At 62.7% G+C, this 24,771-nt stretch carries 23 protein-coding genes; 17 read left to right on the forward strand and 6 right to left on the reverse strand.

Going from position 1 to position 24,771, the window contains the following annotated elements; all coding sequences use genetic code 11:
* The first annotated feature begins 35 nt into the window (after window positions 1-35).
* The 8 genes from putA (at window position 36) to OKC29_RS16935 (ending at window position 11,506) form a co-directional block, all read left to right on the forward strand.
* Window positions 36-3,200 (forward strand): bifunctional proline dehydrogenase/L-glutamate gamma-semialdehyde dehydrogenase PutA, encoded by a 3,165-nt coding sequence (putA, locus tag OKC29_RS16900; RefSeq protein WP_073348912.1) that lies wholly within the window; start codon window positions 36-38, stop codon window positions 3,198-3,200.
* 200 nt (window positions 3,201-3,400) lie between these two features.
* Entirely contained in the window at window positions 3,401-4,180 is a 780-nt protein-coding gene (gene nudC / locus OKC29_RS16905; protein WP_073348913.1) for an NAD(+) diphosphatase, read from the forward strand.
* A 142-nt stretch (window positions 4,181-4,322) separates the two neighbouring features.
* Window positions 4,323-5,390, forward strand: coding sequence for a uroporphyrinogen decarboxylase (gene hemE / locus OKC29_RS16910; protein WP_024943205.1), 1,068 nt, complete (start codon window positions 4,323-4,325; stop codon window positions 5,388-5,390).
* 179 nt (window positions 5,391-5,569) lie between these two features.
* A complete protein-coding gene (locus tag OKC29_RS16915) occupies window positions 5,570-6,499 on the forward strand; it encodes an ROK family protein (RefSeq protein WP_073348914.1) in 930 nt (309 codons plus the stop codon).
* 49 nt (window positions 6,500-6,548) lie between these two features.
* Window positions 6,549-7,559 carry an erythrose-4-phosphate dehydrogenase gene (gene epd, locus OKC29_RS16920; RefSeq protein WP_073348915.1) on the forward strand — a complete coding sequence of 337 codons (1,011 nt, stop codon included), beginning with the start codon at window positions 6,549-6,551 and terminating at the stop codon, window positions 7,557-7,559.
* Window positions 7,560-7,621: 62 nt separating this feature from the next.
* Complete coding sequence (locus OKC29_RS16925) at window positions 7,622-8,785, forward strand: phosphoglycerate kinase (RefSeq protein ID WP_043164440.1); 1,164 nt, start codon at window positions 7,622-7,624, stop codon at window positions 8,783-8,785.
* A gap of 116 nt (window positions 8,786-8,901) precedes the next feature.
* Window positions 8,902-9,981 (forward strand): class II fructose-bisphosphate aldolase, encoded by a 1,080-nt coding sequence (fbaA, locus tag OKC29_RS16930; RefSeq protein ID WP_024946156.1) that lies wholly within the window; start codon window positions 8,902-8,904, stop codon window positions 9,979-9,981.
* A gap of 220 nt (window positions 9,982-10,201) precedes the next feature.
* A complete protein-coding gene (locus OKC29_RS16935) occupies window positions 10,202-11,506 on the forward strand; it encodes an NAD(P)/FAD-dependent oxidoreductase (protein WP_073348916.1) in 1,305 nt (434 codons plus the stop codon).
* Window positions 11,507-11,692: 186 nt separating this feature from the next.
* Here the strand turns inward: OKC29_RS16935 and OKC29_RS16940 are convergent, their stop codons facing one another.
* The 3 genes from OKC29_RS16940 to cutA all read right to left on the reverse strand — a co-directional run bounded on the left by OKC29_RS16940 (window position 11,693) and on the right by cutA (window position 14,317).
* Window positions 11,693-12,106 carry a hypothetical protein gene (locus tag OKC29_RS16940; RefSeq protein WP_024946158.1) on the reverse strand — a complete coding sequence of 138 codons (414 nt, stop codon included), beginning with the start codon at window positions 12,104-12,106 and terminating at the stop codon, window positions 11,693-11,695.
* Window positions 12,107-12,230: 124 nt separating this feature from the next.
* Entirely contained in the window at window positions 12,231-14,003 is a 1,773-nt protein-coding gene (locus OKC29_RS16945; RefSeq protein ID WP_073348917.1) for a protein-disulfide reductase DsbD, read from the reverse strand.
* Window positions 14,000-14,317 (reverse strand): divalent-cation tolerance protein CutA, encoded by a 318-nt coding sequence (gene cutA, locus OKC29_RS16950; protein WP_123785003.1) that lies wholly within the window; start codon window positions 14,315-14,317, stop codon window positions 14,000-14,002. The genes OKC29_RS16945 and cutA overlap by 4 nt, the downstream gene beginning before the upstream one ends.
* Before the next feature lie 193 nt (window positions 14,318-14,510).
* On the opposite strand from cutA, the gene OKC29_RS16955 reads away from it, so the two are divergent.
* Window positions 14,511-14,852, forward strand: coding sequence for a hypothetical protein (locus OKC29_RS16955; protein ID WP_016349513.1), 342 nt, complete (start codon window positions 14,511-14,513; stop codon window positions 14,850-14,852).
* A 95-nt stretch (window positions 14,853-14,947) separates the two neighbouring features.
* Here OKC29_RS16955 and OKC29_RS16960 read toward each other — a convergent pair whose 3' ends face one another.
* Window positions 14,948-15,385, reverse strand: a complete 438-nt coding sequence (locus OKC29_RS16960; protein ID WP_011704738.1) for a PACE efflux transporter — start codon at window positions 15,383-15,385, stop codon at window positions 14,948-14,950.
* Window positions 15,386-15,509: 124 nt separating this feature from the next.
* On the opposite strand from OKC29_RS16960, the gene OKC29_RS16965 reads away from it, so the two are divergent.
* Entirely contained in the window at window positions 15,510-16,388 is an 879-nt protein-coding gene (locus OKC29_RS16965; RefSeq protein ID WP_011704739.1) for a LysR family transcriptional regulator, read from the forward strand.
* Between the two features lie 18 nt (window positions 16,389-16,406).
* Here OKC29_RS16965 and ygfZ read toward each other — a convergent pair whose 3' ends face one another.
* Window positions 16,407-17,312 (reverse strand): tRNA-modifying protein YgfZ, encoded by a 906-nt coding sequence (gene ygfZ, locus OKC29_RS16970; protein ID WP_073348919.1) that lies wholly within the window; start codon window positions 17,310-17,312, stop codon window positions 16,407-16,409.
* Window positions 17,313-17,425: 113 nt separating this feature from the next.
* On the opposite strand from ygfZ, the gene OKC29_RS16975 reads away from it, so the two are divergent.
* Together OKC29_RS16975 and OKC29_RS16980 are read left to right on the forward strand one after the other, a co-directional pair.
* Complete coding sequence (locus OKC29_RS16975) at window positions 17,426-17,695, forward strand: FAD assembly factor SdhE (protein ID WP_011704741.1); 270 nt, start codon at window positions 17,426-17,428, stop codon at window positions 17,693-17,695.
* Between the two features lie 19 nt (window positions 17,696-17,714).
* The gene (locus tag OKC29_RS16980; protein WP_073348920.1) at window positions 17,715-18,092 is read left to right on the forward strand and encodes a protein YgfX; all 378 of its coding nucleotides are present in this window, start codon (window positions 17,715-17,717) and stop codon (window positions 18,090-18,092) included.
* A 224-nt stretch (window positions 18,093-18,316) separates the two neighbouring features.
* On the opposite strand, the gene nadB is transcribed toward OKC29_RS16980, so the two are convergent.
* A complete protein-coding gene (gene nadB / locus OKC29_RS16985) occupies window positions 18,317-19,924 on the reverse strand; it encodes an L-aspartate oxidase (RefSeq protein WP_011704743.1) in 1,608 nt (535 codons plus the stop codon).
* 182 nt (window positions 19,925-20,106) lie between these two features.
* Between nadB and rpoE the strand changes: the two genes are divergently transcribed.
* From rpoE to lepA, 5 genes are all read left to right on the forward strand, one after another.
* The gene (gene rpoE / locus OKC29_RS16990) at window positions 20,107-20,688 is read left to right on the forward strand and encodes an RNA polymerase sigma factor RpoE (protein WP_073348921.1); all 582 of its coding nucleotides are present in this window, start codon (window positions 20,107-20,109) and stop codon (window positions 20,686-20,688) included.
* A 22-nt stretch (window positions 20,689-20,710) separates the two neighbouring features.
* On the forward strand, window positions 20,711-21,301 hold the full coding sequence (locus OKC29_RS16995; RefSeq protein ID WP_011704744.1) for an RseA family anti-sigma factor: 591 nt from the start codon (window positions 20,711-20,713) through the stop codon (window positions 21,299-21,301).
* A 19-nt stretch (window positions 21,302-21,320) separates the two neighbouring features.
* On the forward strand, window positions 21,321-22,301 hold the full coding sequence (locus OKC29_RS17000) for a MucB/RseB C-terminal domain-containing protein (RefSeq protein ID WP_016349517.1): 981 nt from the start codon (window positions 21,321-21,323) through the stop codon (window positions 22,299-22,301).
* A 93-nt stretch (window positions 22,302-22,394) separates the two neighbouring features.
* Window positions 22,395-22,856, forward strand: coding sequence for a SoxR reducing system RseC family protein (locus OKC29_RS17005; RefSeq protein WP_073348922.1), 462 nt, complete (start codon window positions 22,395-22,397; stop codon window positions 22,854-22,856).
* 120 nt (window positions 22,857-22,976) lie between these two features.
* Window positions 22,977-24,770, forward strand: coding sequence for a translation elongation factor 4 (gene lepA, locus OKC29_RS17010; protein WP_016349519.1), 1,794 nt, complete (start codon window positions 22,977-22,979; stop codon window positions 24,768-24,770).
* Window position 24,771: the final 1 nt, after the last annotated feature.

Consider the following 24,771-nt stretch of genomic DNA (forward strand, 5'->3'; position numbering starts at 1 on the left):
CGATATCAGCCCTAGGGCGTACAGGAAGACCCCATATGTTCAAAGCTACCCAAGTGCTTGCCGCTGACTATGTTCCCTCCAATCTGGCCGCCCTGCGCGAAGCCATCACCCAGAACTACGTGGTGGATGAAAATGCCTATCTGGCCGAGCTGTCGGCCATGCTGCCGGGGGATGGCGCCTCGCTGGAACGGGTGACCCAGCGTGCCCGCACCCTGGTGACCAAGGTGCGCAAGGAGAGCGGCTCCGGTGACGGCATCGACGCCTTCCTGCAGGAGTACAGCCTGGATACCCAGGAGGGGATCATCCTGATGTGTCTGGCCGAGGCGCTGCTGCGCATTCCCGATGCCGAGACCGCCGATGCCCTGATCAAGGACAAGCTCTCCGGCGCCAACTGGTCGTCCCATTTTCGCAAGAGCGACTCCACCCTGGTGAACGCCTCCACCTGGGGGCTGATGCTGACCGGCAAGATCATCAAGCTGGACAAGAAGCTGGATGGCAACCCGGCCAACCTGCTGGGCCGCATGGTCAACAAGCTGGGGGAGCCGGTGGTGCGCTCCGCCATGTACGCCGCCATGAAGATCATGGGCAAGCAGTTCGTGCTGGGGCGCGACATGAAGGAAGCCCTCAAGGCGAGCCGCAAGTCCCGCGAGAAGGGTTACACCCACACCTACGACATGCTGGGGGAGTCCGCCCTGACCCTGGCCGATGCCGACAAGTATTTCGGTGACTACCAGCGCGCCATCGAGGCGGTGGGCAACGAGCGCATCAGCGACGGCGGCCCGGCCCCCTCCATCTCCATCAAGCTGTCGGCGCTGCATCCGCGCTATGACGTGGCCAACCGCGAGCGGGTGCTCGGCGAGATGTGCGAGCGACTGGTGGGACTGGTACGGCTGGCCCGCGACAAGGATGTGGCCATCAGCATCGACGCCGAAGAGATGGACCGCCTCGAGCTCTCTCTCGATTTGTTCGAGCAGCTCTATCGCTCCGATGCCAACCGCGGCTGGGGCAAGCTCGGCATGGTGGTGCAGGCCTACTCCAAGCGCGCCCTGCCGGTGCTCTGCTGGTTGACCGGACTGGCCCGCGAGCAGGGCGATCTCATTCCGGTTCGCTTGGTAAAAGGCGCCTACTGGGACAGCGAGCTGAAATATGCCCAGCAGGCCGGCCTGCCCGGCTACCCGCTGTTTACCCGCAAGGCGGGCACCGACATCTCCTACCTTGCCTGCGCCCGCTACCTGTTGAGCGAGCCGACCCGCGGCTTCATCTCGCCCCAGTTCGCCACCCACAACGCCAATACCGTGGTCAGCATCCTGGAGATGGCCGGTGATCGCCAGTTCGAATTCCAGCGCCTGCATGGCATGGGGGAGGAGCTGCACAACGCCGTACTGAACGAGCATCCCGGCCTGCACTGCCGTATCTATGCGCCGGTGGGTGCCCACAAGGATCTGCTGCCCTACCTGGTGCGCCGTCTGCTGGAGAACGGGGCCAACACCTCCTTCGTCCACAAGCTGGTGGATCCCAACACCCCGGTCGACTCCCTGGCCGAGCACCCGCTGCGCACCCTCAAGCGCTACTCCAGCCTGGCCAACGATCGCATTCCGCAGCCGGTGAACCTGTTCAGCGACCGCAAGAACTCCAGCGGCGTCAACATGAACGTCGTCTCCATCCAGCGCCCCTTCTTCGCCAAGCTGAAGGAGCTGGAGAGCAAGCAGTGGCTGGCGGGCCCCATCATCGATGGCGAGACCCTCAAGCGCAACGAGGCCCGTGTGGTGCTGAGTCCGCAGGACGTGAGCCAGCTAGTGGGCAAGATCCACTGGGCCGACGAGCAGGCGGTGGAGCAGGCACTGGCCTCGGCCCATGCCGCTTTCCCACGCTGGCGCGAGACCCCGGTGAGCGAGCGTGCTGCCGCCCTTGAGAAGCTGGCGGACCTGCTGGAAGCGAACCGCGAGCAGTTCATCTCCCTCTGTACCCGCGAGGCGGGCAAGCTGCTGCAGGACGGCATCGACGAGGTGCGCGAGGCGGTGGACTTCTGTCGCTACTACGCGGTGCAGGCCCGCGGCCTGATGGGGCAGGCGACCCTGCTGCCGGGTTACACCGGCGAGATGAACGAGCTGTTCCTGCAGGGCCGCGGCGTGTTCGTCTGCATCAGCCCGTGGAACTTCCCGCTGGCGATTTTCCTGGGCCAGGTCGCCGCGGCGCTGGCCACCGGCAACACCGTCATCGCCAAGCCGGCCGAGCAGACCGGTCTCATCGCCCACCTGGCGGTGACCCTGGCTCATCAGGCCGGCATTCCGGGCGACGTGCTGCAACTGCTGCCGGGTGACGGCGCCACCGTAGGCGCCAAGCTGACGGCGGATACCCGCATCGGCGGCGTCTGCTTCACCGGCTCCACCGAGACCGCCAAGCTCATCAACATGACCCTGGCCCAGCGCGATGGCGCCATCCTGCCGCTCATCGCCGAGACCGGCGGCCAGAATGCCATGATCGTCGACTCCACCGCCCTGCCGGAGCAGGTGGTGCGCGACGTGGTGAGCGCCGCCTTCCAGAGCGCCGGCCAGCGCTGCTCCGCCTTGCGAGTGCTCTACCTGCAGGAAGAGATCGCGCCGCGGGTGCTGGAGATTTTGACCGGTGCCCTGCAGGAGCTCAAAGTGGGCAACCCGGCCGAGCACAACACCGACGTCGGCCCGGTCATCGACGCCGAGGCCAAGGCCGGGCTGGATGCGCACCTGGTGCACATGATCCCGCGTGCCCGCCTGATCGCCCAGGCGCCGATGCCGGCCGTGACCCTGGGGGGCCACTTCGTGCAGCCGACCGCGCTGGAGATCGGCTCCATCCGCGAGCTGACCCGTGAGCAGTTCGGCCCCATCCTGCACGTGGTGCGCTACGCCGCCCGGGATCTGGACAAGGTGATCAGCGACATCAACGGCACCGGTTACGGCCTGACACTGGGGATCCACAGCCGCAACGAATCCCATGCCGAGGAGCTGGCGAGCCGCATCAACGTGGGCAACGTCTACATCAACCGCAACCAGATCGGTGCCATGGTCGGGGTGCAGCCGTTCGGCGGACAGGGGCTCTCCGGCACCGGTCCCAAGGCGGGCGGCCCTCATTACCTGAGCCGTTTCATTACCGAGAAGACTCGCACCATCAACACCACGGCGGTGGGCGGCAACGCCTCCCTGCTGGCGATGGGCGACGCCTGATCGACCGTGACCGACATCAGGCCGCCTGCGGGCGGCCTTTTTCATGGGCGTTCTCATGAGCATTGAAAAGCTGCCATCTTGGGGTCGCCACCCGGCTTGCCGCGTCTTAATATGGTGGCCGGTTGTCGCTTTCATCCGTCACCGCCGCCCAGCCCCGGGCGCGCATCCCGACCGACGTCACAACAAAGAGTGCTGCATCTATGCCATTAACCGAACAGGCCCGCTGGTTCGTGCTGGGGGGCGATCACCTCGTCCTGCTGGATGACCAGGGGCGCATTCCACAAGGCCCCCGTGCCTGTCTGCCCAGCCACTTGCAGCATGCCGCCTTTGAGCGCTTTGATGAGTGGGACGGGCTGCCCTGCCTGCTGCTGGATCTGGGGGAGGCGGCTGACACCGAGGCCCTGACTCCCCTGCGCCAGCTGATGGTGGCCGGGGATGAAACGGGCTTTCAGCTGGCCGGCCGCGCCTGGCAGCTCGCCACCTTTCGCCGCACCCACCGTTTCTGCGGCGAGTGCGGTGCCCCCATGAGCCCGAAGGCGGGGGAGTGGGCGCAAGGGTGCCGCCATGGCCACCTGGTCTATCCGCGCATCTCCCCCTGCATCATCGTGGCGGTGCGCAAGGGGGCCGCCATCTTGCTGGCGGCCCACCGCCGTCACTATCAGGCCGAGGATCCCATGTATACCGTGCTGGCCGGCTTCGTGGAGGCGGGGGAGAACCTCGAGCAGTGCGTGGCGCGGGAGGTGTTCGAGGAGAGCGGCATCCGGGTGACCAACGTGCGTTACGTGGCGAGCCAGCCCTGGCCGTTTCCCCACAGCCTGATGATGGGCTTCACCGCCGATTATGAGAGTGGCGAGATCCGGGTGCAGGACGAGGAGCTGGTGGCCGCCGATTTCTTCGAGGCCGACGGGCTGCCACGGCTGCCGCCCCACGGCACCATAGCGCGGCGGCTCATCGCGCTTTGCCTCGGCGACCAAGCCTGAGGGATGCAAAGAGGGGCGCTTGTTTGCGCCCCTTCACATCTTTGCACTCCAACGGCGGCGGCAGGCGTTTGAGCCGCCCCCCGCCGCGCACAAAGTGGTATCATATCCGCCATTTTATGCTGGATATGACTCAGGAACTGGGATGAAAGAGCTGAAGAACGATCGTTACCTGCGTGCCCTGCTGCGCCAAGAAGTGGACATGACCCCGGTATGGATGATGCGCCAGGCTGGCCGCTATCTGCCGGAATACAAGGCCACGCGCGCCCAGGCGGGGGATTTCATGTCCCTGTGCCGCAATGCCGAGCTGGCTTGTGAAGTCACCCTGCAGCCGCTGCGCCGCTATCCACTCGATGCCGCCATCCTCTTCTCCGACATCCTCACCGTGCCCGACGCCATGGGGCTGGGTCTCTACTTCGAGCAGGGTGAAGGCCCGCGCTTCGAGCGTCCGATCACCTCCATGGCCGACGTGCAGGCGCTGCCGGTGCCGGATCCGGAAGATGAACTCGGCTACGTGATGAACGCGGTGCGCACCATCCGCCGCGAGCTCAAGGGCGAAGTGCCGCTCATCGGCTTCTCCGGCAGCCCCTGGACCCTGGCCACCTACATGGTGGAGGGGGGCAGCTCCAAGGCGTTCACCAAGATCAAGCAGATGATGTATGCAGAGCCCATGACCCTGCACCTGCTGCTCGACAAGCTGGCCGACAGCGTGATTGCCTATCTCAACGCCCAGATCAAGGCGGGTGCCCAGGCTGTCATGGTGTTTGACACCTGGGGCGGCGTGCTCACCCCGCGCGACTACCGCGATTTCTCCCTGCAGTACATGCACAAGATCGTCGACGGCCTGATCCGCGAGCACGACGGTCGCCGTGTGCCGGTCACCCTGTTCACCAAGAACGGCGGCCAGTGGCTGGAGCAGATCGCCGCCACCGGTTGCGATGCGCTGGGGCTGGACTGGACCACCGACATCGCGGACGCCAAGCGTCGGGTCGGTGACAAGGTGGCGCTGCAGGGCAACATGGACCCCTCCATGCTCTACGCCAGCCCGGCTCGCATCCGTGAAGAGGTCGCCTCCATCCTGGCCGGCTTCGGTCACGGCAACGGCCACGTCTTCAACCTGGGTCACGGCATCCATCAGGATGTGAACCCGGAGCACGCCGGTGTGTTCGTCAACGCGGTACACGAGCTGTCCGCCCAGTACCACGGCCGCTGAGCGCCGTCGACAACACAGTGAACAACGGGGCCTGCGGGCCCCGTTTTGCTGCCTGCAGCGGGGGCTGCATCCTGACCGCCGCTCGGGTTACACTGCAACCCGGTAGAGGGCGATCGACTGCAGGCGGGCACGGCAATGTGCCCCGGGCCTGACGCCCCAAGGTCATGGCTGGAGGCAGGATGAGCAACAGGTTGTTGGATTGGGGTATCGACCTTGGCGGTACCAAGTGCGAATGCGTGGTACTGGAAGGGGACGAGGTGCTGCTGCGCCATCGCATTCCCACCGAGCGTGCCGGCGGTTATGACCACATGATCGGCCAGATCGCCAAACTGGTGGCCGAGTGCGCCGACAAGATCGGCCAGCGGCCGACCCTCATCGGCATGGGGACGCCGGGGGCGCGGGATCCGCAAACCGGCCTGATGAAGAACTGCAATACCACCGAGCTCAACGGCAAGCCGTTCAAGGAAGATCTGGAGCGCTGGCTCGGCGTACCGGTGCTGATCGCCAACGACGCCAACTGCTTCGCGCTGGCGGAAACCCATCTGGGGGCGGTGCGCCAGCAGCACCCTGATGCCAAGGTAGTGTTCGGCATCATCATGGGCACCGGAGTGGGCTCCGGCATCGTCATCAACGGCCGCATCCTCAACGGTCACCACGGCATTGCCGGCGAGTGGGGCCACAACGTGCTCTCACCCGATGGCCCCGAGTGCTACTGCGGCAAGCGCGGCTGTGTCGAGACCTTCATCAGCGGCCCGGCGCTGGAGGCCTGGTACGAGGCCAAGGCCAAGCGTCACCTCTCGCTGGCCAAGATAGCGGCGGCGACGGCTCACGACCACGTGGCCAAGCTCACCATCGATCGGCTGCATCTGCTGTTTGGCCAGGCGCTGGCCAACGTGGTCAACATCCTGGATCCGGATGTGATCGTCATCGGCGGCGGGGTCGGCAACGTGCAGAGCCTGTACAGCGTGGGACGGGAGACTATTTTGCCCTTCCTCTTTAATCCCCGCTTCGCCACCCCCATTATTGCTCCAGCCCTGGGGGACAGCGCCGGGGTATTCGGGGCGGCACTGCTGGCCCGCGGTGAATTTCAGGATGCCCTGCTGTCGTGAATCAGCCATCCGCTTGCCCCTTTGTCCCAGCTAAGGACCCAGAGTTTTCATGATCAAGATTGCCATCAACGGGTACGGGCGGATCGGCCGCAACGTGCTGCGGGCCCTCTACGAGAGCGGCCGCGACAAGAACATCAAGATAGTGGCCATCAACGAGCTGGCCGCCCCAGAGGCCATGGTGCACCTGACCCGCTTCGACACCAGCCACGGTCGCTTCCACCATCCGGTGCAGCTGGCCGGCAACAGCATGCTGGTGGGGGAGGATCTCATCTCCCTGTTCGCCGAGCGGGAGCCGTCGCGCTTGCCGTGGCGGGCGCTGGGGGTGGACGTGGTGCTGGACTGTACCGGGGTGTTCGGCTCGCGGGCCGATGCCGAGCTGCATCTGGCGGCGGGGGCGGGCAAGGTGTTGTTCTCCCATCCGGCCGAGGCGGACGTGGACGCCACCATCGTCTACGGGGTCAACCATCAGGTGCTGACGGGGCGCGAGCGGATCGTCTCCAACGCCTCCTGCACCACCAACTGCGTGGTCCCCGTCATCGAAACATTGCATCGAGAATTCGAGATAAATTGTGGTACTATTACGACAATTCATTCGGCCATGCATGATCAGCAAGTCATCGATGCCTACCACAGCGACTTGCGTCGAACCCGTGCTGCCAGCCAGTCCATCATCCCGGTGGATACCAAGCTGGCCAAGGGGTTGGAGCGGATCCTCCCCCACTTCGCCGGCAAGTTCGAGGCGATCGCGGTACGGGTACCGACCATCAATGTAACGGCAATGGATCTCAGTATTACTGTTCGTAAAAAAGTGACGGTTACTGACGTAAATCAAGCCCTGCAACGGGCATCCAGAGGTACATTAAGCGGTATTCTGGATTACACGGAAGAGCCACTGGTCTCCGTAGACTTTAATCATGATGCTCACTCCTGCATCATTGATGGTACCCAGACCCGGGTCAGCGATGCCAACCTCGTCAAGATGTTGATGTGGTGTGATAACGAATGGGGCTTCGCCAACCGTATGCTGGATACCACCCGGGCCATGATGGCCGCAGGCTGAGAGCCTGCACCGGGCGCAAGGTTACTGTTTTTAACATTACCTGAAAATATAGAGGACTGAATATGTCTGTTATCAAGATGACTGACCTGGATCTGGCGGGCAAACGCGTTCTGATCCGTGCTGACCTGAACGTGCCGGTAAAAGACGGCAAGGTCACCTCCGATGCACGTATCGTGGCGACTCTGCCGACCATCAAGCTGGCTCTGGAAAAGGGCGCCAAGCTGATGATCACCTCCCACCTGGGTCGTCCGACCGAGGGTGAATACAACGAAGAATTCTCCCTGGCTCCGGTTGTCAACTATCTGAAAGACGCACTGTCCTGCCCGGTTCGTCTGGCCAAAGACTACCTGGATGGCGTAGACGTCGCCGCCGGTGAGCTGGTTGTGCTGGAAAACTGCCGCTTCAACAAAGGCGAGAAGAAGAACACCGAAGAGCTGGCCAAAAAATACGCCGCCCTGTGTGACGTCTTTGTAATGGATGCGTTCGGTACTGCTCACCGCGCCGAAGGTTCCACCTACGGTGTGGCCCAGTTCGCTCCGGTCGCCTGTGCCGGCCCGCTGCTGGCCGGTGAACTGGAAGCCCTGGGCAAAGCCATGCTGAAGCCCGAGCGCCCGATGGTTGCCATCGTGGGCGGCTCCAAGGTCTCCACCAAGCTGACTGTACTGGAATCCCTCTCCAAGATCGCTGACCAGCTGGTGGTCGGTGGTGGCATCGCCAACACCTTCATCGCTGCTGCCGGTCACAACGTCGGCAAGTCCCTGTGCGAGCACGACCTGATTGACACCGCCAAGAAACTGGCTGCCGAAACCAACATCCCGGTGACTACCGACGTGGTTGTCGGTGCCGAGTTCTCCGAGTCCACCCCGGCCACCATCAAGTCCGTCGCTGACGTGACCGACGGCGACATGATCTTCGACATCGGCCCTGACTCTGCCAAGGCCCTGGCCGACATCATCATGAACGCCAAGACCATCCTTTGGAACGGCCCGGTCGGCGTGTTCGAGTTCGACCAGTTCGCTGAAGGCACCAAGGTGATCGCCGAAGCCATCGCTGCTTCTCCGGCCTTCTCCATTGCTGGCGGTGGTGACACCCTGGCTGCCATCGACAAGTTCGGCATCGCCGACAAGGTCTCCTACATCTCCACCGGCGGCGGCGCCTTCCTGGAGTTTGTAGAAGGCAAGGTACTGCCGGCTGTTGCGATTCTGGAACAGCGCGCCAAAGCCTAATTGACCCGAGACGGGGGGCAAAAGCCTCCCGTTTCGTTTATCATGTGCCCGCTGTGCCGGTTCATGATGAACCCCCCATTTTTTATTAACGGCATACGAGAACAGGACGATTAAACATGTCTAAGAAAATTTTCGACTTCGTAAAACCCGGCGTGATCACTGGTGATGACGTTCAGAAAGTGTTCGCCATCGCGAAAGAGAACGGCTTCGCTCTGCCGGCCGTCAACTGCGTCGGTACCGACTCCGTCAACGCCGTACTGGAAGCTGCCGCCAAGGTGAAAGCACCGGTTATCGTTCAGTTCTCCAACGGTGGTGCCGTGTTCACCGCCGGTAAGGGTCTGAAACTGGAAGGCCAGCAAGCTGCCATCATCGGTGCCATCTCCGGTGCCAAGCACGTTCACGCCGTTGCCGAAGCCTACGGTGTACCGGTCATCCTGCACACCGACCACGCCGCCAAGAAGCTGCTGCCGTGGATCGACGGTCTGCTGGACGCGGGCGAGAAGCACTTTGCCGAAACCGGCAAGCCGCTGTTCTCCTCCCACATGCTGGATCTGTCCGAAGAGTCTCTGGAAGAGAACATCGACATCTGCTGCGAGTACCTGACCCGCATGGCCAAGATGAACATGACTCTGGAGCTGGAACTGGGTTGCACCGGTGGCGAAGAAGACGGCGTCGACAACAGCCACATGGACCAGTCCGCCCTGTACACCCAGCCGGAAGACGTGGCCTACGCTTACGAGCGTCTGTCCAAGATCAGCCCGCGTTTCACCATCGCAGCCTCCTTCGGCAACGTACACGGTGTATACAAGCCGGGTAACGTCAAACTGACCCCGTCCATCCTGGACGCTTCCCAGAAGTACGTTTCCGAGAAGTTCGGTCTGCCGGCCAAGTCCCTGGACTTCGTATTCCACGGTGGTTCAGGTTCCACTCTGGAAGAGATCCGCGAGTCCATCTCCTACGGCGTGGTGAAGATGAACATCGACACCGACACCCAGTGGGCGACCTGGGAAGGCATTCTGGGCTTCTACAAGAAGAACGAAGCCTACCTGCAAGGTCAGCTGGGCAACCCGGAAGGCGCCGACAAGCCGAACAAGAAGTTCTACGATCCGCGTGTATGGCTGCGTGCCGGCCAGACTACCATGATCGCGCGTCTGGAGAAGGCTTTCTCCGACCTGAACGCCATCGACGTACTGTAATTCGTTACGGTAGTTTGATTGCATGAAAAGGCGCCCTGCGGGGCGCCTTTTGCATTGCAGCATGGCGGGGTCGCCAGCGGACGTGAACAAGGTGCCTTTCGAGGCACCTTTTGCATTTCTGTGATCCCTGCGGGCTGGATTGGCGGCGGGTGGCTGAGTATTATCGATGACAGGCCGTTTATTTTAGTAAACGCAACGCTATCAAGGCAGGATGCTGAGCATGCAGGCAGGAAAGCACTACCCCCATCAGGAGCACGTGGCCTCCTATTACGCGGCTACCCGCAACGACAATCAGCAGTGGCCTGAGCTCAGTGGCGAACTGAATGCCGAGGTCTGCATCATAGGTGGCGGTTTCACCGGTCTCAACACCGCCATCAATCTGGCCGAAGCCGGCTACAAGGTGGTGTTGCTGGAGGCCAACCGCATCGGCTGGGGCGCCTCCGGGCGCAACGGCGGTCAGCTCATTCGCGGTATTGGTCACGATACCAGTCAGTTCGCCCGCTGGATTGGTGAAGAGGGCGTGCGCGAGCTGGATCTGATGGGGCTCGAGGCGGTCGAGCTGGTGCGCGAGCGGATCGAGCGCTTCAACATCGACTGCGACCTGCGCTGGGGCTACTGCGATCTCGCCACCCGTCAGCGCCATCTGGCCGGGTTTGCAGAGGAGGCGGCGCACCTGGCGAGCCTCGGCTACCGGCATGAGGTGAAGCTGGTGGCACGGGAGGATATTCACAGTGTGGTGGGCTCGGATCGCTACATCGGCGGCATGATCGACATGGGCTCCGGCCATCTGCATCCCCTCAACCTGGCGCTGGGTGAGGCGCGCGCGGCGGCCAGCCTGGGTGTGGCCCTGTTTGAGCAGTCCAGAGTGGTGCACATCGACTATGGCGATCGGTTGCAGGTCACCACCGCCCACGGCCGGGTCAGCGCCGACTACCTGGTGATCGGCTGCAACGCCTATCTCAATGACCTCAACCCCGAGCTGGGGGGCAAGGTGCTGCCGGCGGGCTCCTACATCCTCGCCACCGAGGTGCTGGAGAAGCGGCTGCGCCAGCGCCTGCTGCCGCAGAACATGGCGGTGTGCGATCAGAACGTGGCGCTCGACTACTACCGCCTCTCCGCCGACGGCCGGCTGCTGTTTGGCGGTGCCTGCAATTATTCAGGAAGGGATCCTCGCGACATCAAGGCCTTCATGCTACCCAAGCTGCTGCGGGTGTTTCCCGAGCTGGCGGATACCGCCATCGAATTCCAGTGGGGTGGCATGATAGGCATCGGGGCCAACCGGCTGCCCCAGATCGGCCGCCTGCCGGAGCAGCCCAACGTCTTCTATGCCCAGGCCTATTCCGGCCACGGTCTCAATGCCACGCACATGGCGGGCAAGCTGGTGGCGGAGGCGATCAAGGGGGAGAGCCGGGGTTTCGATCTGTTCGGCAGCGTGCCCCACATGACCTTCCCCGGCGGTCCGGCGCTGCGCTCGCCCCTGCTGGCGCTCGGCATGCTTTGGTACCGCTTCAAGGATCTGTTCTAAGGGGGGCTGAATCTGGTGCGCCACGGCGTGGCGGTTGGCCGGATTGATACTGCTATTTAGCTGGAGCTGTCAAACAATCAGCGTCCGCCCATCCCGTGTGTTGAACGAGGCCGCACGCCGGCTAGCGAGGGGGATAGGGCGGATACCCAGGCCTGAGTCAGCCCGGGTTACCTGGTTGGCTAAGCGTCAGTGGGCGGGCTCGGCCAGACGCCAGCCCTGCTCGGTTTTCATCATCCACACTTCGGCCTGCTGCGGCAGCACCTGGCCCGCCTCGAACTCGCCGTATTTGCGTTCCAGCTCCATCAGTCCCATCTCCTGCTGGAAGGGGCCGACCCTGTCATAGACCAGATCCTCGTCGTGCAGCACCTGTAGCTGTTCCATCCCCTGCTTGAAGTGGAGCTGGTAGCTCACCTTGACCAGATAGACTCCTTCCATGCGCTCTTCCTTGTCCAGAATGGCAAAGTCACTGATTTCGAACAGATTGGCGTCGGTGTCTGCCTGCAACTTGGCGGTGACCTGGGTCCGGATTGCCTCTTCACCTGGACCTGCGTAACAGCCATACAGCCAGAGGGCCAGCAGGGGGATGAACCACTTTTTCATCAAAACTCCGGACGAACGAGACGGGAAAGCGCAAATATTGCCACGCTGTCGATCATATACAAGGGATTGCCGGAAAAATGGCGGTCAAACCGGGGGCCCGCACGATTGCACGGGCCACCCGGCCTCAGCGCAGCTTGTCCAGCTGACCGAGAAATTCGGTGGGCCCCATAAAGCCGGTGACCCGCTGGCCGCTTACCTCGTTGCCGGTGCGATCGAAGAAGATGAGGGTCGGCAGCCCCAGCACGTTGAGGCCATTGAGCAGTTCCACATCGGCATCGTCGTTGGCGGTGACGTCCGCCTGCAGCAGCACCATCTGGCCGAATCGCTCGCGCACGGCCGGGTCGCTGAAGGTCTTGTGTTCGAACTCCTTGCAGGCCACGCACCAGTCGGCATAAAGATCGAGCAGCACCGGCTTGCCGCGGGCGGCGGCCAGCTGGGTCTTGAGATCGTCCAGCGTCTTGATGCGAATGAAGGCCGGCGCCTCGGTCTGAGCGGCAGTGCTGGCACCCTGGGGTGGCAGCAGCAGATCCTTGCCTACCACCACGGCACTGATCATGGCCAGCAGCAGCACGAAGCCGCGCAGGCTGCGACCCACCGAATGGCCCTGATGCTGGTTGTGATGATAGAGGTAGCCGCACAGCAGCAGCCCCCAGCCGAGCCAGGCCAGGGTGGTGACCTGATCGCTCCAGAGCCTCGAGAGCAGCAGGATGGGTACCGCCAGCAACGCAAACCCGAACAGCTGCTTGATCACGTCCATCCAGGCGCCCGCCTTGGGCAGCAGCTTGCCGCCCGAGGTGCCGAGCAGCAGCAGTGGCAGCCCCATGCCCAAGGAGAGGGCATAGAGGGCCGCACCGCCGAGCCAGAGATCGCCGCTCTGGGCCACGTAGATGAGGGCGCCGGAGAGCGGGGCCGTGGTGCAGGGGGAGCAGACCAGGCCGGAGATCATCCCCATGATGCCGACCCCGAGCACGGAGCCGCCCTGCTGGCGGTTGGAGAGCCCGGACAGCCGGGTCTGCAGGCTGTTTGGCAGCTGCAGGGTGTAGAGCCCGAACATGGAGAGGGCCAGCAGCACGAACATCACCGAGAGGCCGATCAGCACGTAGGGATGCTGCAGCGCGGCCTGGAATTTTAAGCCTGCCGACGCCACCACCAACCCGAGCAGGGTGTAGGTGACTGCCATCCCCTGCACGTAGACGAAGGAGAGCAGGAAGGCGCGGCGGGTGGATAGGTGATGGCCGGCTCCGGCGATGATCCCGGTCAGGATGGGATACATGGGGAAGACGCAGGGGGTAAAGGCGAGGCCGAGCCCGAGTGCGAAGAAGGCGGCGACGCTGAGCCAGAAGCCCTGGCTGCCGAGGGCGGCCGCCAGCTGATCCTGCTGGCTGCTGGCCGGTGTGGGCTGGTCAGGCTGCTCGCTCTGCTGGGCGGTGAGCGGCTGGATGCTGATCAGCTTGTCGGTGGGGGGGTAGCAGAGGCCGTCGGTACAGCCTTGATAGCTGATCTTGAGGCTGGCCTGCTGGCCGGCCTCGGTCAGGGTGACGGGGATCTGCAGCTCCCGGTAATAGACCTGGGTCTTGCCGAAGAAGTCATCTTCATGCTCGGTGCCGGCGGGCAGCATCGGCTCCTCGAAGGCGAGGTTTTCCCCCTTGAAGCGGAAGCTGTGGCGATAGAGGTAGTAGTCGTCGGCGATGCGCAGGCGCAGCAGCAGCTGATGGCCCTGCTGTTCGCTCTCGAGGACGAACGCCTCGTCCACTGTCAGAAATTTGGGCTGGGCGCTGGCCTCGATGCCGAGGGCGCTCAGCAGATCCGTGCTGCTGGCGCGGGCCGGCAGTGAGCCCAGGCCGGCCAGCAGGGCACAGAGCAACAACAGGGGAAAGAGCAGGCGAGACGGAGTCATGAGGTTTCCTGTTTTATCCAGTCGAGATAGGGCTGGTGGCCCTGGCTTGTGGGCAGCGCCAGGATCTCCGGCACCTCATAGGGGTGATGAGCAAGAATGCACTGGCGCAGCGGCTCGAACAGGGCGGCGTGCGACTTGATGATGAGCTGGATCTCCGTGGCCCGTTCGATCTGGCCCTGCCAGCGATAGACGGAGGTGAGGCCGGTCAGCTGGTTGATGCAGGCCGCCAGCCGCTGGTTCAGCAGTTGTGCGCAGATGAGGTCGGCACTGGCCTCATCCGGGCAGGTGCAAAGCACCAGAATGGTGTCGGTCATGGTGAAATATCTCGTCCGATCGGGGCGGCTCGGCGCCCGTAAACCAGTGGCTACTATACCTAGCGACGGGTCAAATAGCATCTGGCGCACTTTGCGGCTGCGACATGAAAATAAGTGGGGGGCATGAGATAGACGCTGTCAGAGCGACAAGGCAGAATGAGCGGGCTTGTTCCCATTCGACGTAAGGAAATGTATGACCCAACAGAATGAGCAGCAGAGAAACCGCATGTTGAGCCTGTTGCGCGAAGGTGAGCGCCGTATGTTGGTGCAACTGGCCGGTCTGCTGCGTACCAGTGCCGATGAAATCAATGCCGAGCTGGAAAAAGAGGAGTTGCTGGATACCCTCGAGCAACCGGTCACGGTGGAGTATCTCAACGGCGTGGTGCAGCACCATCTGTTCGAGCGCCTGCACAAGGGTGACATGGTCGCGGCCCAGCGACTGCTGACCCAGTATCAGAGCGACATTGAGGCCATGCTGACGCAGGAGTCGGCCGAGGCAGAGGCCCCGACCGAAGAGCTGAAGGCACAAGCCTGAACGCCGCGGCAGGCCCGCCGGGCTTGTCCTCCCCCAGCACCATCATGCCCCTTGCATGATGGTGCCTCGTTTTTCCTGCCGTTTTTTGCCGTCGTTCAACCCAGTGCGTTCTGCTGCCACTGGCCCGGGATCGGGTATACCTTGTCATAGCTCCAGTTGTAGATGAAGGCGTAGACCAGATAGAAGGTCACGAAGCCGATGTTGAGCGCCAGTGCCGCCAGCAGGGCGAGATCCAGCCACCAGGCGATGACCGGCAGGGTCAGCGCCATGAAGCCCCCTTCAAAGCCGAACGCATGGACTACGCGCTGCCACAAGGTCTTGTGCGGGTGTCCCTGGTACTTGAGCAGCAGCTTGTCGAAGCCGATGTTGTAGACATAGTTCCAGACGGTGGCCAGCACCGAGAACAGGATGGCCAGCGGCCCCATGTGGCTGAGCTCGATACCTGTGACCCAGCTGGCCAGGGGGGCGGCGATGAGCAGACCTATCACTTCAAAGCCGATGGCATGGCGGATACGGTCGTTGCGGGTACGCATAAATTCCTCTCTTTAAACAGGTATGTTGACTGACTGGTTGGCAATCTATCCCTATTTATTGATAGTTTCACGTTGGTATCCATCGCTAAAATAGATAGATGACCGCATTTGCAGGAGCAGGACGATGAATCCATCGCTGGAACAACTCAGGGTATTGCTGGCCGCCGCACAGGCCGGCTCCTTTTCGGCGGCGGCGCGCCAGCTGGGCAAGGCGCAGTCGGTGGTCAGCACCGCCATCGCCAATCTGGAGATAGATCTGGGGCTCGAGCTGTTCGATCGCAGCGGCCGCTATCCGGTGCTGACCGAGGCGGGCGTGCGCATCAGCCAGGAGGCCGGCATTTTGCTGGCCCAGAGCGAGCGACTGCAGGCCATCGCCGGCGAGCTGGCCACCGGCGTCGAGTCGCGCCTGACGCTGGCCATCGACGATGACTCCCATCTGCCCTGGCTCGGCTCCGTGCTGGAGGGGTTCGCCACCCGCTACCCGACGGTGGAGCTGGAGCTCTTGTTTCCCTTGATGGAGGATCTCACCGAGATGCTGACCAGCGGCCGCGCCCAGCTTGGCATCAGCTATCAGAAGGAGCACCCGCAGCGGGAGATCGTCGCCCGCTCGCTGGGGGGCGTGCCCATGCCGCTGGTGGTCTCTCCCGAGCATCCGCTGGCCCACAAGGCGCCGCTGCGGGAGAGCGATCTGCAGGGGGCGCGCCAGCTGATGGTGACGGGGCGGCGGGAAGGGACTGAGCGTCATCGCTTCCGCCTGTCGGCGCAAGTGTGGTGGGTCGAGGGGGATCTGGGGGTGCTGGAGCTGGTCAAGCTGGGACTGGGCTGGGCGGCGGTGCCCGATTTTCTGCTGCACCGGCCGCTGGCACGGGGCGAGGTGGTGGTACTCAAGCCGGACTTTATTACCCAGCCGGAGCTGGCACTGGAGCTGCAGTGGCATCGCGCCCGCCCGCTTGGGCAGGCGGGGCGCTGGCTGAAGGAGGCCCTGCTGGCGCGGGCGCGCTAGCAGGGCGCTCTGCTTCGCTTACTCGGTCAGCTGATAGGGGAGGGGCTGCAGGCTCAGGCTTGAGCCCTCCTCCTGCTTGAGCCGGAAGCGAGCGTCGGCCTCGGTGTCCTTGGGCAGCACGGCGGTGAGCCACAGCTCGCCATCCTGCTGCCAGGCGTTGAGTACCATGCCGCTGCGGCGCCAGTTGTCACCGAGCTGGATCTCCAGGGGGTCGCCGCTGGCAACCGGCGTAGTGGCAGTGCCGCTCAGCACGAACAGGGCGCGGTTGTTGGCGCCACGATACTTGGCGCGGGCCACCGTCTCCTGTCCCATGTAGCAGCCCTTGGTGAAGCTGATGCCATCGAGCGCCTGCAGGTTGAGCATCTGGGGGATGTACTCACCCTGATGAACCGCCTCCAGATGGGGGATGCCGGCCTTGATCTCCAGTCCCCACCAGAGCGACTCGGGGCCACTGGGCAGAGTCAATGCCAGCGGCTGTTCGCTGACCAGCAGCCAGCGATCGGCCTCGATTCGCACCGCCATGCCACCCTCGATGAGACCGCTCTGCTGCAGGCCGTATTGCCCTGCGATCCAGCCATCGGTCCCCTGACCAGCCACGCCGACCGCCTGGCCGTGATTCTCGCTGATCTCGACCTTGGCAAAGATCGCGAACTTCTTGAGTTCGGGCAGCTGGCGGGCCAGCACCGACGGCTTGGTCAGCATCAGCAGGCGATCGCTCAGGCAGAGCAGGCGAAAATCGCTCCACAGCTTGCCCTTGGGATCGCAGTGGCCACCCAGGGTGTGCTGGCCCGGCTGCAAGGCGTTGACGTCACAGGTGACCTGACCCTGCAGGTATTTGGCGCGATCTTGGCCGCTCAGGCTGGTGATGGCCAGATCGGTCAGAGGGAACAGGGTTGGCTCGGCGGGAAGGGTTGGCAGGCTCACGATGGCATTCCAGAGACAGAAAGTATGTGACCTGCATGGTAAAGACGTAAGGAATGTTTGTCAGCCGGAAAATCCAGCTGTTACCATCGCCGGGTCTTTGTAAGGAGAGTTCCATGTTGAGCCCAATTGAAAAATCCCGCCTGAAGTGGGCCTGCCGCCGTGGCATGCTCGAGCTGGATGTGATCTTTATGCCTTTCTTCGAACACGAGTTCGATGGCCTGAGCGAGGCGGAGCAGCAAACCTTCATCCGCCTGCTGGAGTGCGAGGATCCGGAGCTGTTCCGCTGGAGCATGGGCCACGGCGTGCCGGAAGACCCCGCGTTTGCCGCCATGATCCCGCTGATCCTGGAGCGCAATCAGGCCCGCCACGATCGCCAGCGCTGATCTGCCCGTACGGGTGTCGATGCCCGTCACCGTCTCCAGGCAGCAGCGCCTGCTGCTGTTGTCGCTGTTTCTGCTGATCCTGTGGCCGCTGGCCACCCTGATCCACGGCTGGCAGTGGGCACTGCTGCTGCCCTGCTGGGCGCTGGGGTTGTGGCGCGCCTGGCTTGGCGCCAGCCGGATGACCGGCGTGCTGGAGTGGGATGGGCAGTGGCTGACCTGGCAGGGCCATCGTTATCAGCTGGGGACAGGCAGCCGTATTTGGCCCGGGGTACTCTGGCTGCAGCTGGTGGCGGTGGAGCGTCCAGCCATTCGCCTCTGGCTGTTCAGCGATGCGCTGGCGCCGGCTCATTACCGCACGCTGGCTCGCGCCATCCACTGCTCCCAGCCGACCCACTAGCCTCTCTTCCCCATAAAACAGATGACCCCGCCGGAGCGAGGCCATCTGGGGGATGCGGATCGATTAATCCCTATCCATCGTCAGCAATGCTGGTTCATGGCGGGCAGGATCAATCCTTGTCCGGCGTCAGCACGGTCGGCTTGGAGTCCGGCTGCATGTCCGGGTAGTCCGGGTTGCAGCAGTGCAGGCCGCGTGACCCTCTGGCTCATTACTGAACGAAAGGGTTAGTCCCGCTCTGGCGTCAGCACGGTCGGCTTGGAGTCCGGTTGCATGTCCGGGTAGTCCAGGTTGTAGTGCAGGCCGCGCGACTCCTTGCGCTGCAGGGCGCAGTTGACGATGAGTTCGGCCACCTGCAGCAGGTTGCGCAGCTCCAGCAGGTTGTTGGAGACCCGGAAGTGGGCGTAGTACTCCTGCACCTCCTGCTTGAGCAGGTCGATGCGGCGCTTGGCCCGGGCCAGGCGTTTGTTGGTACGCACTATCCCCACGTAGTCCCACATCATCAGCCGCAGCTCGTGCCAGTTGTGCTGGATCACCACCAGTTCGTCCGAATCTTCCACCTTGCTCTCGTCCCACACCGGCAGACGGGGCGGCTCCACGCTCATCGGCAGCTTGGCCAGGATGTCGGCCCCCGCCTGATGGGCATAGACCACGCATTCGAGCAGGGAGTTGGAGGCCATCCGGTTGGCGCCGTGCAGGCCGGTGTAGGTCACTTCGCCGATGGCGTAGAGGCCGGGGATGTCGGTCTGGCCGTTGTTGTCGATCATCACGCCGCCGCAGGTGTAGTGAGCGGCAGGGACGATGGGCATCGCCTCCTTGGTGATGTCGATGCCGACCGCAAGGCAGCGCTCATGGATGGTCGGGAAGTGCTTGATGATGAAGTCGGCCGGCTTGTGGCTGATGTCCAGATACATGCAGTCGGCGCCGAGCCGCTTCATCTCGTGGTCGATGGCGCGGGCGACTATGTCCCGTGGCGCCAGCTCGGCCCGCTCGTCAAACTCCGGCATGAAGCGGCTGCCGTCGGGACGGCGCAGGTAGGCCCCCTCGCCGCGCAGGGCCTCGGTCAGCAGGAAGTTGGGGTCATCGGGGTGGAACAGGCTGGTGGGGTGGAACTGGTTGAACTCCAGGTTCGCCACCCGGCAGCCGGCGCGCCACGCCATGGCGATGCCGTCACCTGAGCTGACGTCCGGGTTGGAGGTGTACTGGTACACCTTGGAGGCGCCACCGGTGGCCAGCGCCACGAAACGGGCGCGGATCACCTCGACCTGCTCGGCGTTGCGGTTCCAGACATAGGCGCCCAGCACCCGGTTGCCCGGCAGACCCAGCTTGCGGGTGGTGATGAGATCGACCGCGTTGAAACGCTCCATCAGCTGGATGTTGGGGTGAGCGCGCACCTGGTCGATCAGGGTGAGCTGCACCGCCTTGCCGGTGGCATCCGCGGCGTGGAAGATGCGGCGATGGCTGTGGCCCCCTTCGCGGGTCAGGTGATAGTGGGATTCGCCCTCGGCGTCCTCCTCCTGATCGAAGGGGACCCCCTGCTGGATCAGCCACTGGATGGATTCGCGGGCGTTGCGGGCGGTGAACTCCACCACGGCCGGGTCACACAACCCGGCCCCGGCGTTGAGCGTGTCGCTCACGTGGGATTCGATGCTGTCGGTCTCGTCGAACACGGCAGCGATGCCTCCTTGCGCATAGAAAGTGGCCCCTTCACTGATGGGCCCCTTGCTCAGAACCAGGACTTTGGCCTGGTCTGCCAATCGCAATGCGAGAGACAAACCGGCGGCACCGCTGCCAATGATCAGTACGTCGCAAAGGTATTCAACACTTGCTTTCATAAGTATCATTGGCCTGGATTAAGAACTGGCACCATGGTAGCCCAAGCGAGGGTGGTGATGCAGCCTGCGTCACATTTTTTTCAATGCAAGCGAACTTTCCCTGATTCCTCCTGTCTGAACTTGTGCGCTTAGGAAGGGCCGGAAAAGAAAAACGATAACCTGATGGGGGTTTTACGGCTCTGATGAGCGACCAGAATCTACTGGACGAACAGCTGGTTGAACGGGTCCAGCGTGGCGATAAAAATGCATTCAACCTGTTGGTAAAAAAATACCAGCACAAGGTGGTCAACCTGGTGGCCAGGTATGTCAACAACCCGGGCGATGTACCGGATGTGGCGCAGGAGGCATTCATCAAGGCCTACCGTGCGTTGCCGACATTCCGTGGCGAGAGCGCGTTTTACACCTGGTTGTACCGGATCGCCGTGAATACGGCCAAAAATTATCTGACCTCTCAAGGGCGCAGGCCGCCCAGCAGTGACGTAGAGGCGGAAGAGGCAGAATACTATGGCGGTGGCGAAGCCTTGCAAGAGGTGGCTACCCCGGAAAACCTGACGCTGACCGACGAGATCAAGCGCACCGTGTTTTCTGCCATAGAAGCTTTGCCGGAAGACTTGAGGACAGCTATCACCCTTCGCGAACTGGAAGGGCTGAGCTACGAAGAGATTGCCGAAATCATGGATTGTCCGGTGGGTACGGTGAGATCCCGAATCTTCCGGGCGAGGGAAGCAATCGATAAAAGGCTGCAACCTCTGATCGAGAATTAACTGGGGAAAGACAGGTTAACTTATGGCAACTAAAGAGCAACTCTCGGCCCTGATGGACGGTGACTTGAGCGATGTTGAGGTTCTGAACGAGCTGGGAACGGATCCGGCTCTGCAAGACACCTGGTCTCGTTACCACCTGATTGGTGATGCCATGCGGGGGGACCTGCCGGTCAATCTGCAACTGGATCTGAGCGACAGCATCATGGCTGCGCTGGAAGATGAACCCACCATCCTGGCGCCCAAGCCGGTGGAGAGCAAACCTGCCGCACCGCAGCCGGGCACCGCCAAGGTCGTGCCGTTTCTGCGTCGTGCCGGCCAACAGGTGGGGCAATACGCCATTGCCGCCTCGGTCGCTGCCGCCGTCATCTTCGGGGTGCAGCAGTATCAGGGGCAGGATGGGCTGCCGACCAATCCGGTACTCAACACTATCCCCGTTGGTGGTAGTGCCTCACCGGTGAGCGTGCACTACCCGCAGGATGGCAACCGGGCCACTGCCCGTCAGCAAGGGCTGAGCGAGCAGCAGATGCAGGAGCAGCGCGAGCGCATCAATGCTTTCCTGCGTGACCACCAGTTGCAACAGCGTCTGCTGCAAGACAAGCAGATTCAGGAATAACGGATTTAGGGATCAGAACGTGCGCCAGTCCAGCCGTATTTTGCTGGCCTCTCTCCTGCTGATCAGTGCCAAGGCCTCGGCCGACGATAAGTCGGCCGAGGCCTTGTTGCAGCAGATGCAGAGTGCCGTCTCGCAACAGAATTTTGAATTGTCCATGGTCAAGGCCCGGCAGGGGCGCCTCGAACCTATCCGCTTCAGCCACGGCGTTATCGATGGCAAGGAGGTGGCCCACCTCAGCTATCTCGATGGCAAGACCATCGAGTATCTGCAGCGCCAGGATGAGTACACCTTCTTCGAAAATACCCACGAACCTTACACCCTCAAAGGCGCCCGCTTCCCCGGTGTGTGGGCGAGCCTGGTCAGGATGCCGCTGCCACGGGTGCTGGAGAGCTATGACCCCGTGCTGGCCGGTCGCAGCCGGGCAGCCGGGTTGGTGGCACAGGTCGTGCGGCTGGTGCCCAAAGAGGCCGACAAGTACGGCTTCGTGCTCTGGATCGACGAGCAGAGCCACCTGCTGGTGCGGGTGGACATGGTGGATCGGGAAGGCAATCTGGTGGAACAGGTGCTGGGGGTGGATCTGGACAGGCTGCCTGCCCCGGCGCCCTGGCTGGTGAAGCTGGCTGGCAGCAAGCTGCCCCAGGCACTGGCACTGGAAGACGCCTACCCGGCGCCGCAGCAGCAGCTGAACTGGCACCTGACCTGGTTGCCGGAGGGGTTCAAGGTGCTCTCGCGGGATCGGCATCAGCTGGTCACCACCAGCCTGCCGGTGGATTACATGATGCTCTCCGATGGGCTGGTGGATCTCTCGGTCTACGTTGCCCGGGTTGATCCCAAGCAGGCGGTGCGCCAGCAGTTGATCCGCCAGGGCGCCACCTCGCTGGTGAGCTATGTCAACGACGTGGGGGTCGAGATCACTGTGGTGGGGGAAGTGCCGGCCGACACCGCCAAACGCATCGCCGAGTCGGTGCAACCGCTGGCCCGCAACGAGACCGTCCAGTAGTCGCCGATGCACTGTTGCTTGCCCAATCCGGGCAGTCATGTTCAGATTGGGTCAATCTCTGTCTAGTTAATGTGGAACCGTCTTGTGAGTGGAATGAGCGAAGAGCTGGCAACCGTAGTGGCCATTGATGGACAACATGCCTGGGTGGAGTGCGAACGGCGCTCCGCCTGTAGCGGTTGCCATCAACAGTCCAACTGCGGTACCGGCACGGTAGCCAAGGCGTTTCCGTTGCAGGCGCAGCGGCTGCGGGTGGCACTCACCATCGAGGTGAGCGTCGGCCAGCAAGTGAGGCTCGGCATCCCCCAGGCGAGCATTCTGCAGGGGGCGGCGCTGGTCTACGTGCTGCCGCTGTTCTGTCTGCTGGTGGGAGCCCTGCTGGGGCAACTCTGGCTGGCGCCCTTGCTGTCGGCCGGGGAGGGGGTCACCATCCTCAGTTGCCTGCTGGGCGGCCTTATCGGATTTTCACTGGTTCGTTACTTTTCCAACCGGCTCGATCAGGGGGCTTATGGTCCCCGCATGCTGGGTGTGGTCCTGCCTACCCGCCACCTCTCCTGACACTGTCCAGGCCTGTATTTCTGGTGCTTCGTCGACTAAAGATTGGCCGTCGACCGGGTTATCCAGTAAAATCCTGCCTCCATATCCGGCCCTAACCTAATTTTGAGTGATTCTTGCTCGATGAAACACATTCGTAACTTTTCGATTATTGCGCACATCGACCACGGTAAATCGACCCTGTCGGACCGTCTGATCCAGACTTGTGGCGGCCTGTCCGACCGCGAGATGCAGGCTCAGGTGCTTGACTCCATGGACCTGGAGCGCGAGCGCGGCATTACCATCAAAGCACAGAGTGTGACCCTGAACTACCAGGCACAAGACGGTAACACCTACCAGCTGAACTTTATCGACACCCCTGGCCACGTGGATTTCTCCTACGAGGTCTCCCGCTCGTTGGCGGCCTGTGAAGGGGCGCTGCTGGTGGTGGATGCCGGCCAGGGGGTTGAGGCACAGACTCTGGCCAACTGCTATACCGCCATGGAAATGGATCTGGAAGTGGTGCCAGTGCTGAACAAGATCGACCTGCCGGCCGCCGAGCCGGAGCGGGTTGCCGAAGAGATCGAAGACATCGTCGGCATCGACGCGGTCGATGCGGTGCGCTGCTCCGCCAAGACCGGCCTGGGTGTTGACCTGGTGCTGGAAGAGATCGTGGCCCGGATCCCGGCGCCGGAAGGTGATCCGGATGCGCCGCTGCAGGCGCTGATCATCGACTCCTGGTTCGACTCCTATCTGGGCGTCGTGTCGCTGGTGCGGATCAAGAACGGTTCTCTCAAGAAGAACGACAAGATCAAGGTGATGAGCACCGGTCAGGTGTGGGGTGTCGATCGTATCGGTATCTTCACGCCCAAACAGGTGGACACCATGGGGCTGGGTTGCGGCGAGGTAGGTTGGGTTGTCTGCGGTATCAAGGACATCCACGGCGCGCCGGTGGGCGATACCCTGACCCAGGCCAAGAACGGTGCCGAGAAGGCGCTGGCTGGCTTCAAGAAAGTGAAACCGCAGGTGTATGCGGGTCTGTTCCCCATCTCCAGCGATGACTACGAGTCGTTCCGTGACGCCCTCGACAAGCTCTCCCTGAACGATGCTTCCCTGTTCTTCGAACCGGAGAGCTCCACCGCGCTGGGCTTCGGCTTCCGTTGCGGCTTCCTCGGCATGCTGCACATGGAGATCATCCAGGAGCGGCTGGAGCGTGAATACGATCTGGATCTGATCACCACGGCGCCGACCGTGGTCTACGAGATCGAGCTGACCGACGGTACTACCATCCACATCGACAGCCCGGCCCAGATGCCCGCCATCACCAGCATCAAGGAGATGCGCGAGCCGATCGCCGAGTGTCACATCCTGCTGCCGCAGGAGTACATGGGCAACGTGATCACCCTTTGTATCGAGAAGCGCGGCGTGCAGACCAACATGGTCTACCACGGCAAGCAGGTGGCTCTGACCTACGAGATCCCGATGGCGGAAGTGGTGCTCGATTTCTTCGACCGCCTGAAGTCCACCAGCCGTGGCTATGCCTCGCTGGACTACGGCTTCAAGCGCTTCGAGACCTCCGACATGGTCCGTCTGGACATCATGATCAACGGCGAGCGGGTCGACGCCTTGGCCATCATCACCCACAAGGAGAACGCCCAGTACCGCGGTCGCCAGGTGGTGGAGAAGATGCGCGAGCTGATCCCGCGCCAGATGTTCGATATCGCCATCCAGGCTGCCATCGGCAACCAGATCATCGCTCGCAGTACCGTCAAGGCGCTGCGCAAGGACGTGACCGCCAAGTGTTACGGTGGTGACGTGAGCCGGAAGAAGAAGCTGCTGAACAAGCAGAAAGAAGGTAAGAAGCGGATGAAGTCTCTGGGCCGTGTCGACGTGCCGCAGGAAGCTTTCCTCGCAATTCTCCACGTCGGAAAGGACTAAT

Origin of the sequence: Aeromonas sp. QDB34 (assembly GCF_027705405.1) — a bacterium.
GTDB lineage: Bacteria > Pseudomonadota > Gammaproteobacteria > Enterobacterales > Aeromonadaceae > Aeromonas > Aeromonas hydrophila.

Coding starts and splice junctions, on each gene's coding strand:
- lepA (WP_016349519.1), top strand. CDS start 22,977: ATGAAACACATTCGTAACTTTTCGATTATTGCGCACATCGACCACGGT.
- nadB (WP_011704743.1), bottom strand. CDS start 19,924: ATGAAAGCAAGTGTTGAATACCTTTGCGACGTACTGATCATTGGCAGC.
- OKC29_RS16965 (WP_011704739.1), top strand. CDS start 15,510: ATGAATCCATCGCTGGAACAACTCAGGGTATTGCTGGCCGCCGCACAG.
- OKC29_RS16935 (WP_073348916.1), top strand. CDS start 10,202: ATGCAGGCAGGAAAGCACTACCCCCATCAGGAGCACGTGGCCTCCTAT.
- hemE (WP_024943205.1), top strand. CDS start 4,323: ATGAAAGAGCTGAAGAACGATCGTTACCTGCGTGCCCTGCTGCGCCAA.
- cutA (WP_123785003.1), bottom strand. CDS start 14,317: ATGACCGACACCATTCTGGTGCTTTGCACCTGCCCGGATGAGGCCAGT.
- OKC29_RS16945 (WP_073348917.1), bottom strand. CDS start 14,003: ATGACTCCGTCTCGCCTGCTCTTTCCCCTGTTGTTGCTCTGTGCCCTG.
- OKC29_RS16975 (WP_011704741.1), top strand. CDS start 17,426: ATGTTGAGCCCAATTGAAAAATCCCGCCTGAAGTGGGCCTGCCGCCGT.
- OKC29_RS16955 (WP_016349513.1), top strand. CDS start 14,511: ATGACCCAACAGAATGAGCAGCAGAGAAACCGCATGTTGAGCCTGTTG.
- nudC (WP_073348913.1), top strand. CDS start 3,401: ATGCCATTAACCGAACAGGCCCGCTGGTTCGTGCTGGGGGGCGATCAC.
- OKC29_RS16940 (WP_024946158.1), bottom strand. CDS start 12,106: ATGAAAAAGTGGTTCATCCCCCTGCTGGCCCTCTGGCTGTATGGCTGT.
- rpoE (WP_073348921.1), top strand. CDS start 20,107: ATGAGCGACCAGAATCTACTGGACGAACAGCTGGTTGAACGGGTCCAG.
- fbaA (WP_024946156.1), top strand. CDS start 8,902: ATGTCTAAGAAAATTTTCGACTTCGTAAAACCCGGCGTGATCACTGGT.
- OKC29_RS17005 (WP_073348922.1), top strand. CDS start 22,395: ATGAGCGAAGAGCTGGCAACCGTAGTGGCCATTGATGGACAACATGCC.
- OKC29_RS16960 (WP_011704738.1), bottom strand. CDS start 15,385: ATGCGTACCCGCAACGACCGTATCCGCCATGCCATCGGCTTTGAAGTG.
- OKC29_RS16995 (WP_011704744.1), top strand. CDS start 20,711: ATGGCAACTAAAGAGCAACTCTCGGCCCTGATGGACGGTGACTTGAGC.
- OKC29_RS16915 (WP_073348914.1), top strand. CDS start 5,570: ATGAGCAACAGGTTGTTGGATTGGGGTATCGACCTTGGCGGTACCAAG.
- OKC29_RS16980 (WP_073348920.1), top strand. CDS start 17,715: ATGCCCGTCACCGTCTCCAGGCAGCAGCGCCTGCTGCTGTTGTCGCTG.
- putA (WP_073348912.1), top strand. CDS start 36: ATGTTCAAAGCTACCCAAGTGCTTGCCGCTGACTATGTTCCCTCCAAT.
- epd (WP_073348915.1), top strand. CDS start 6,549: ATGATCAAGATTGCCATCAACGGGTACGGGCGGATCGGCCGCAACGTG.
- OKC29_RS16925 (WP_043164440.1), top strand. CDS start 7,622: ATGTCTGTTATCAAGATGACTGACCTGGATCTGGCGGGCAAACGCGTT.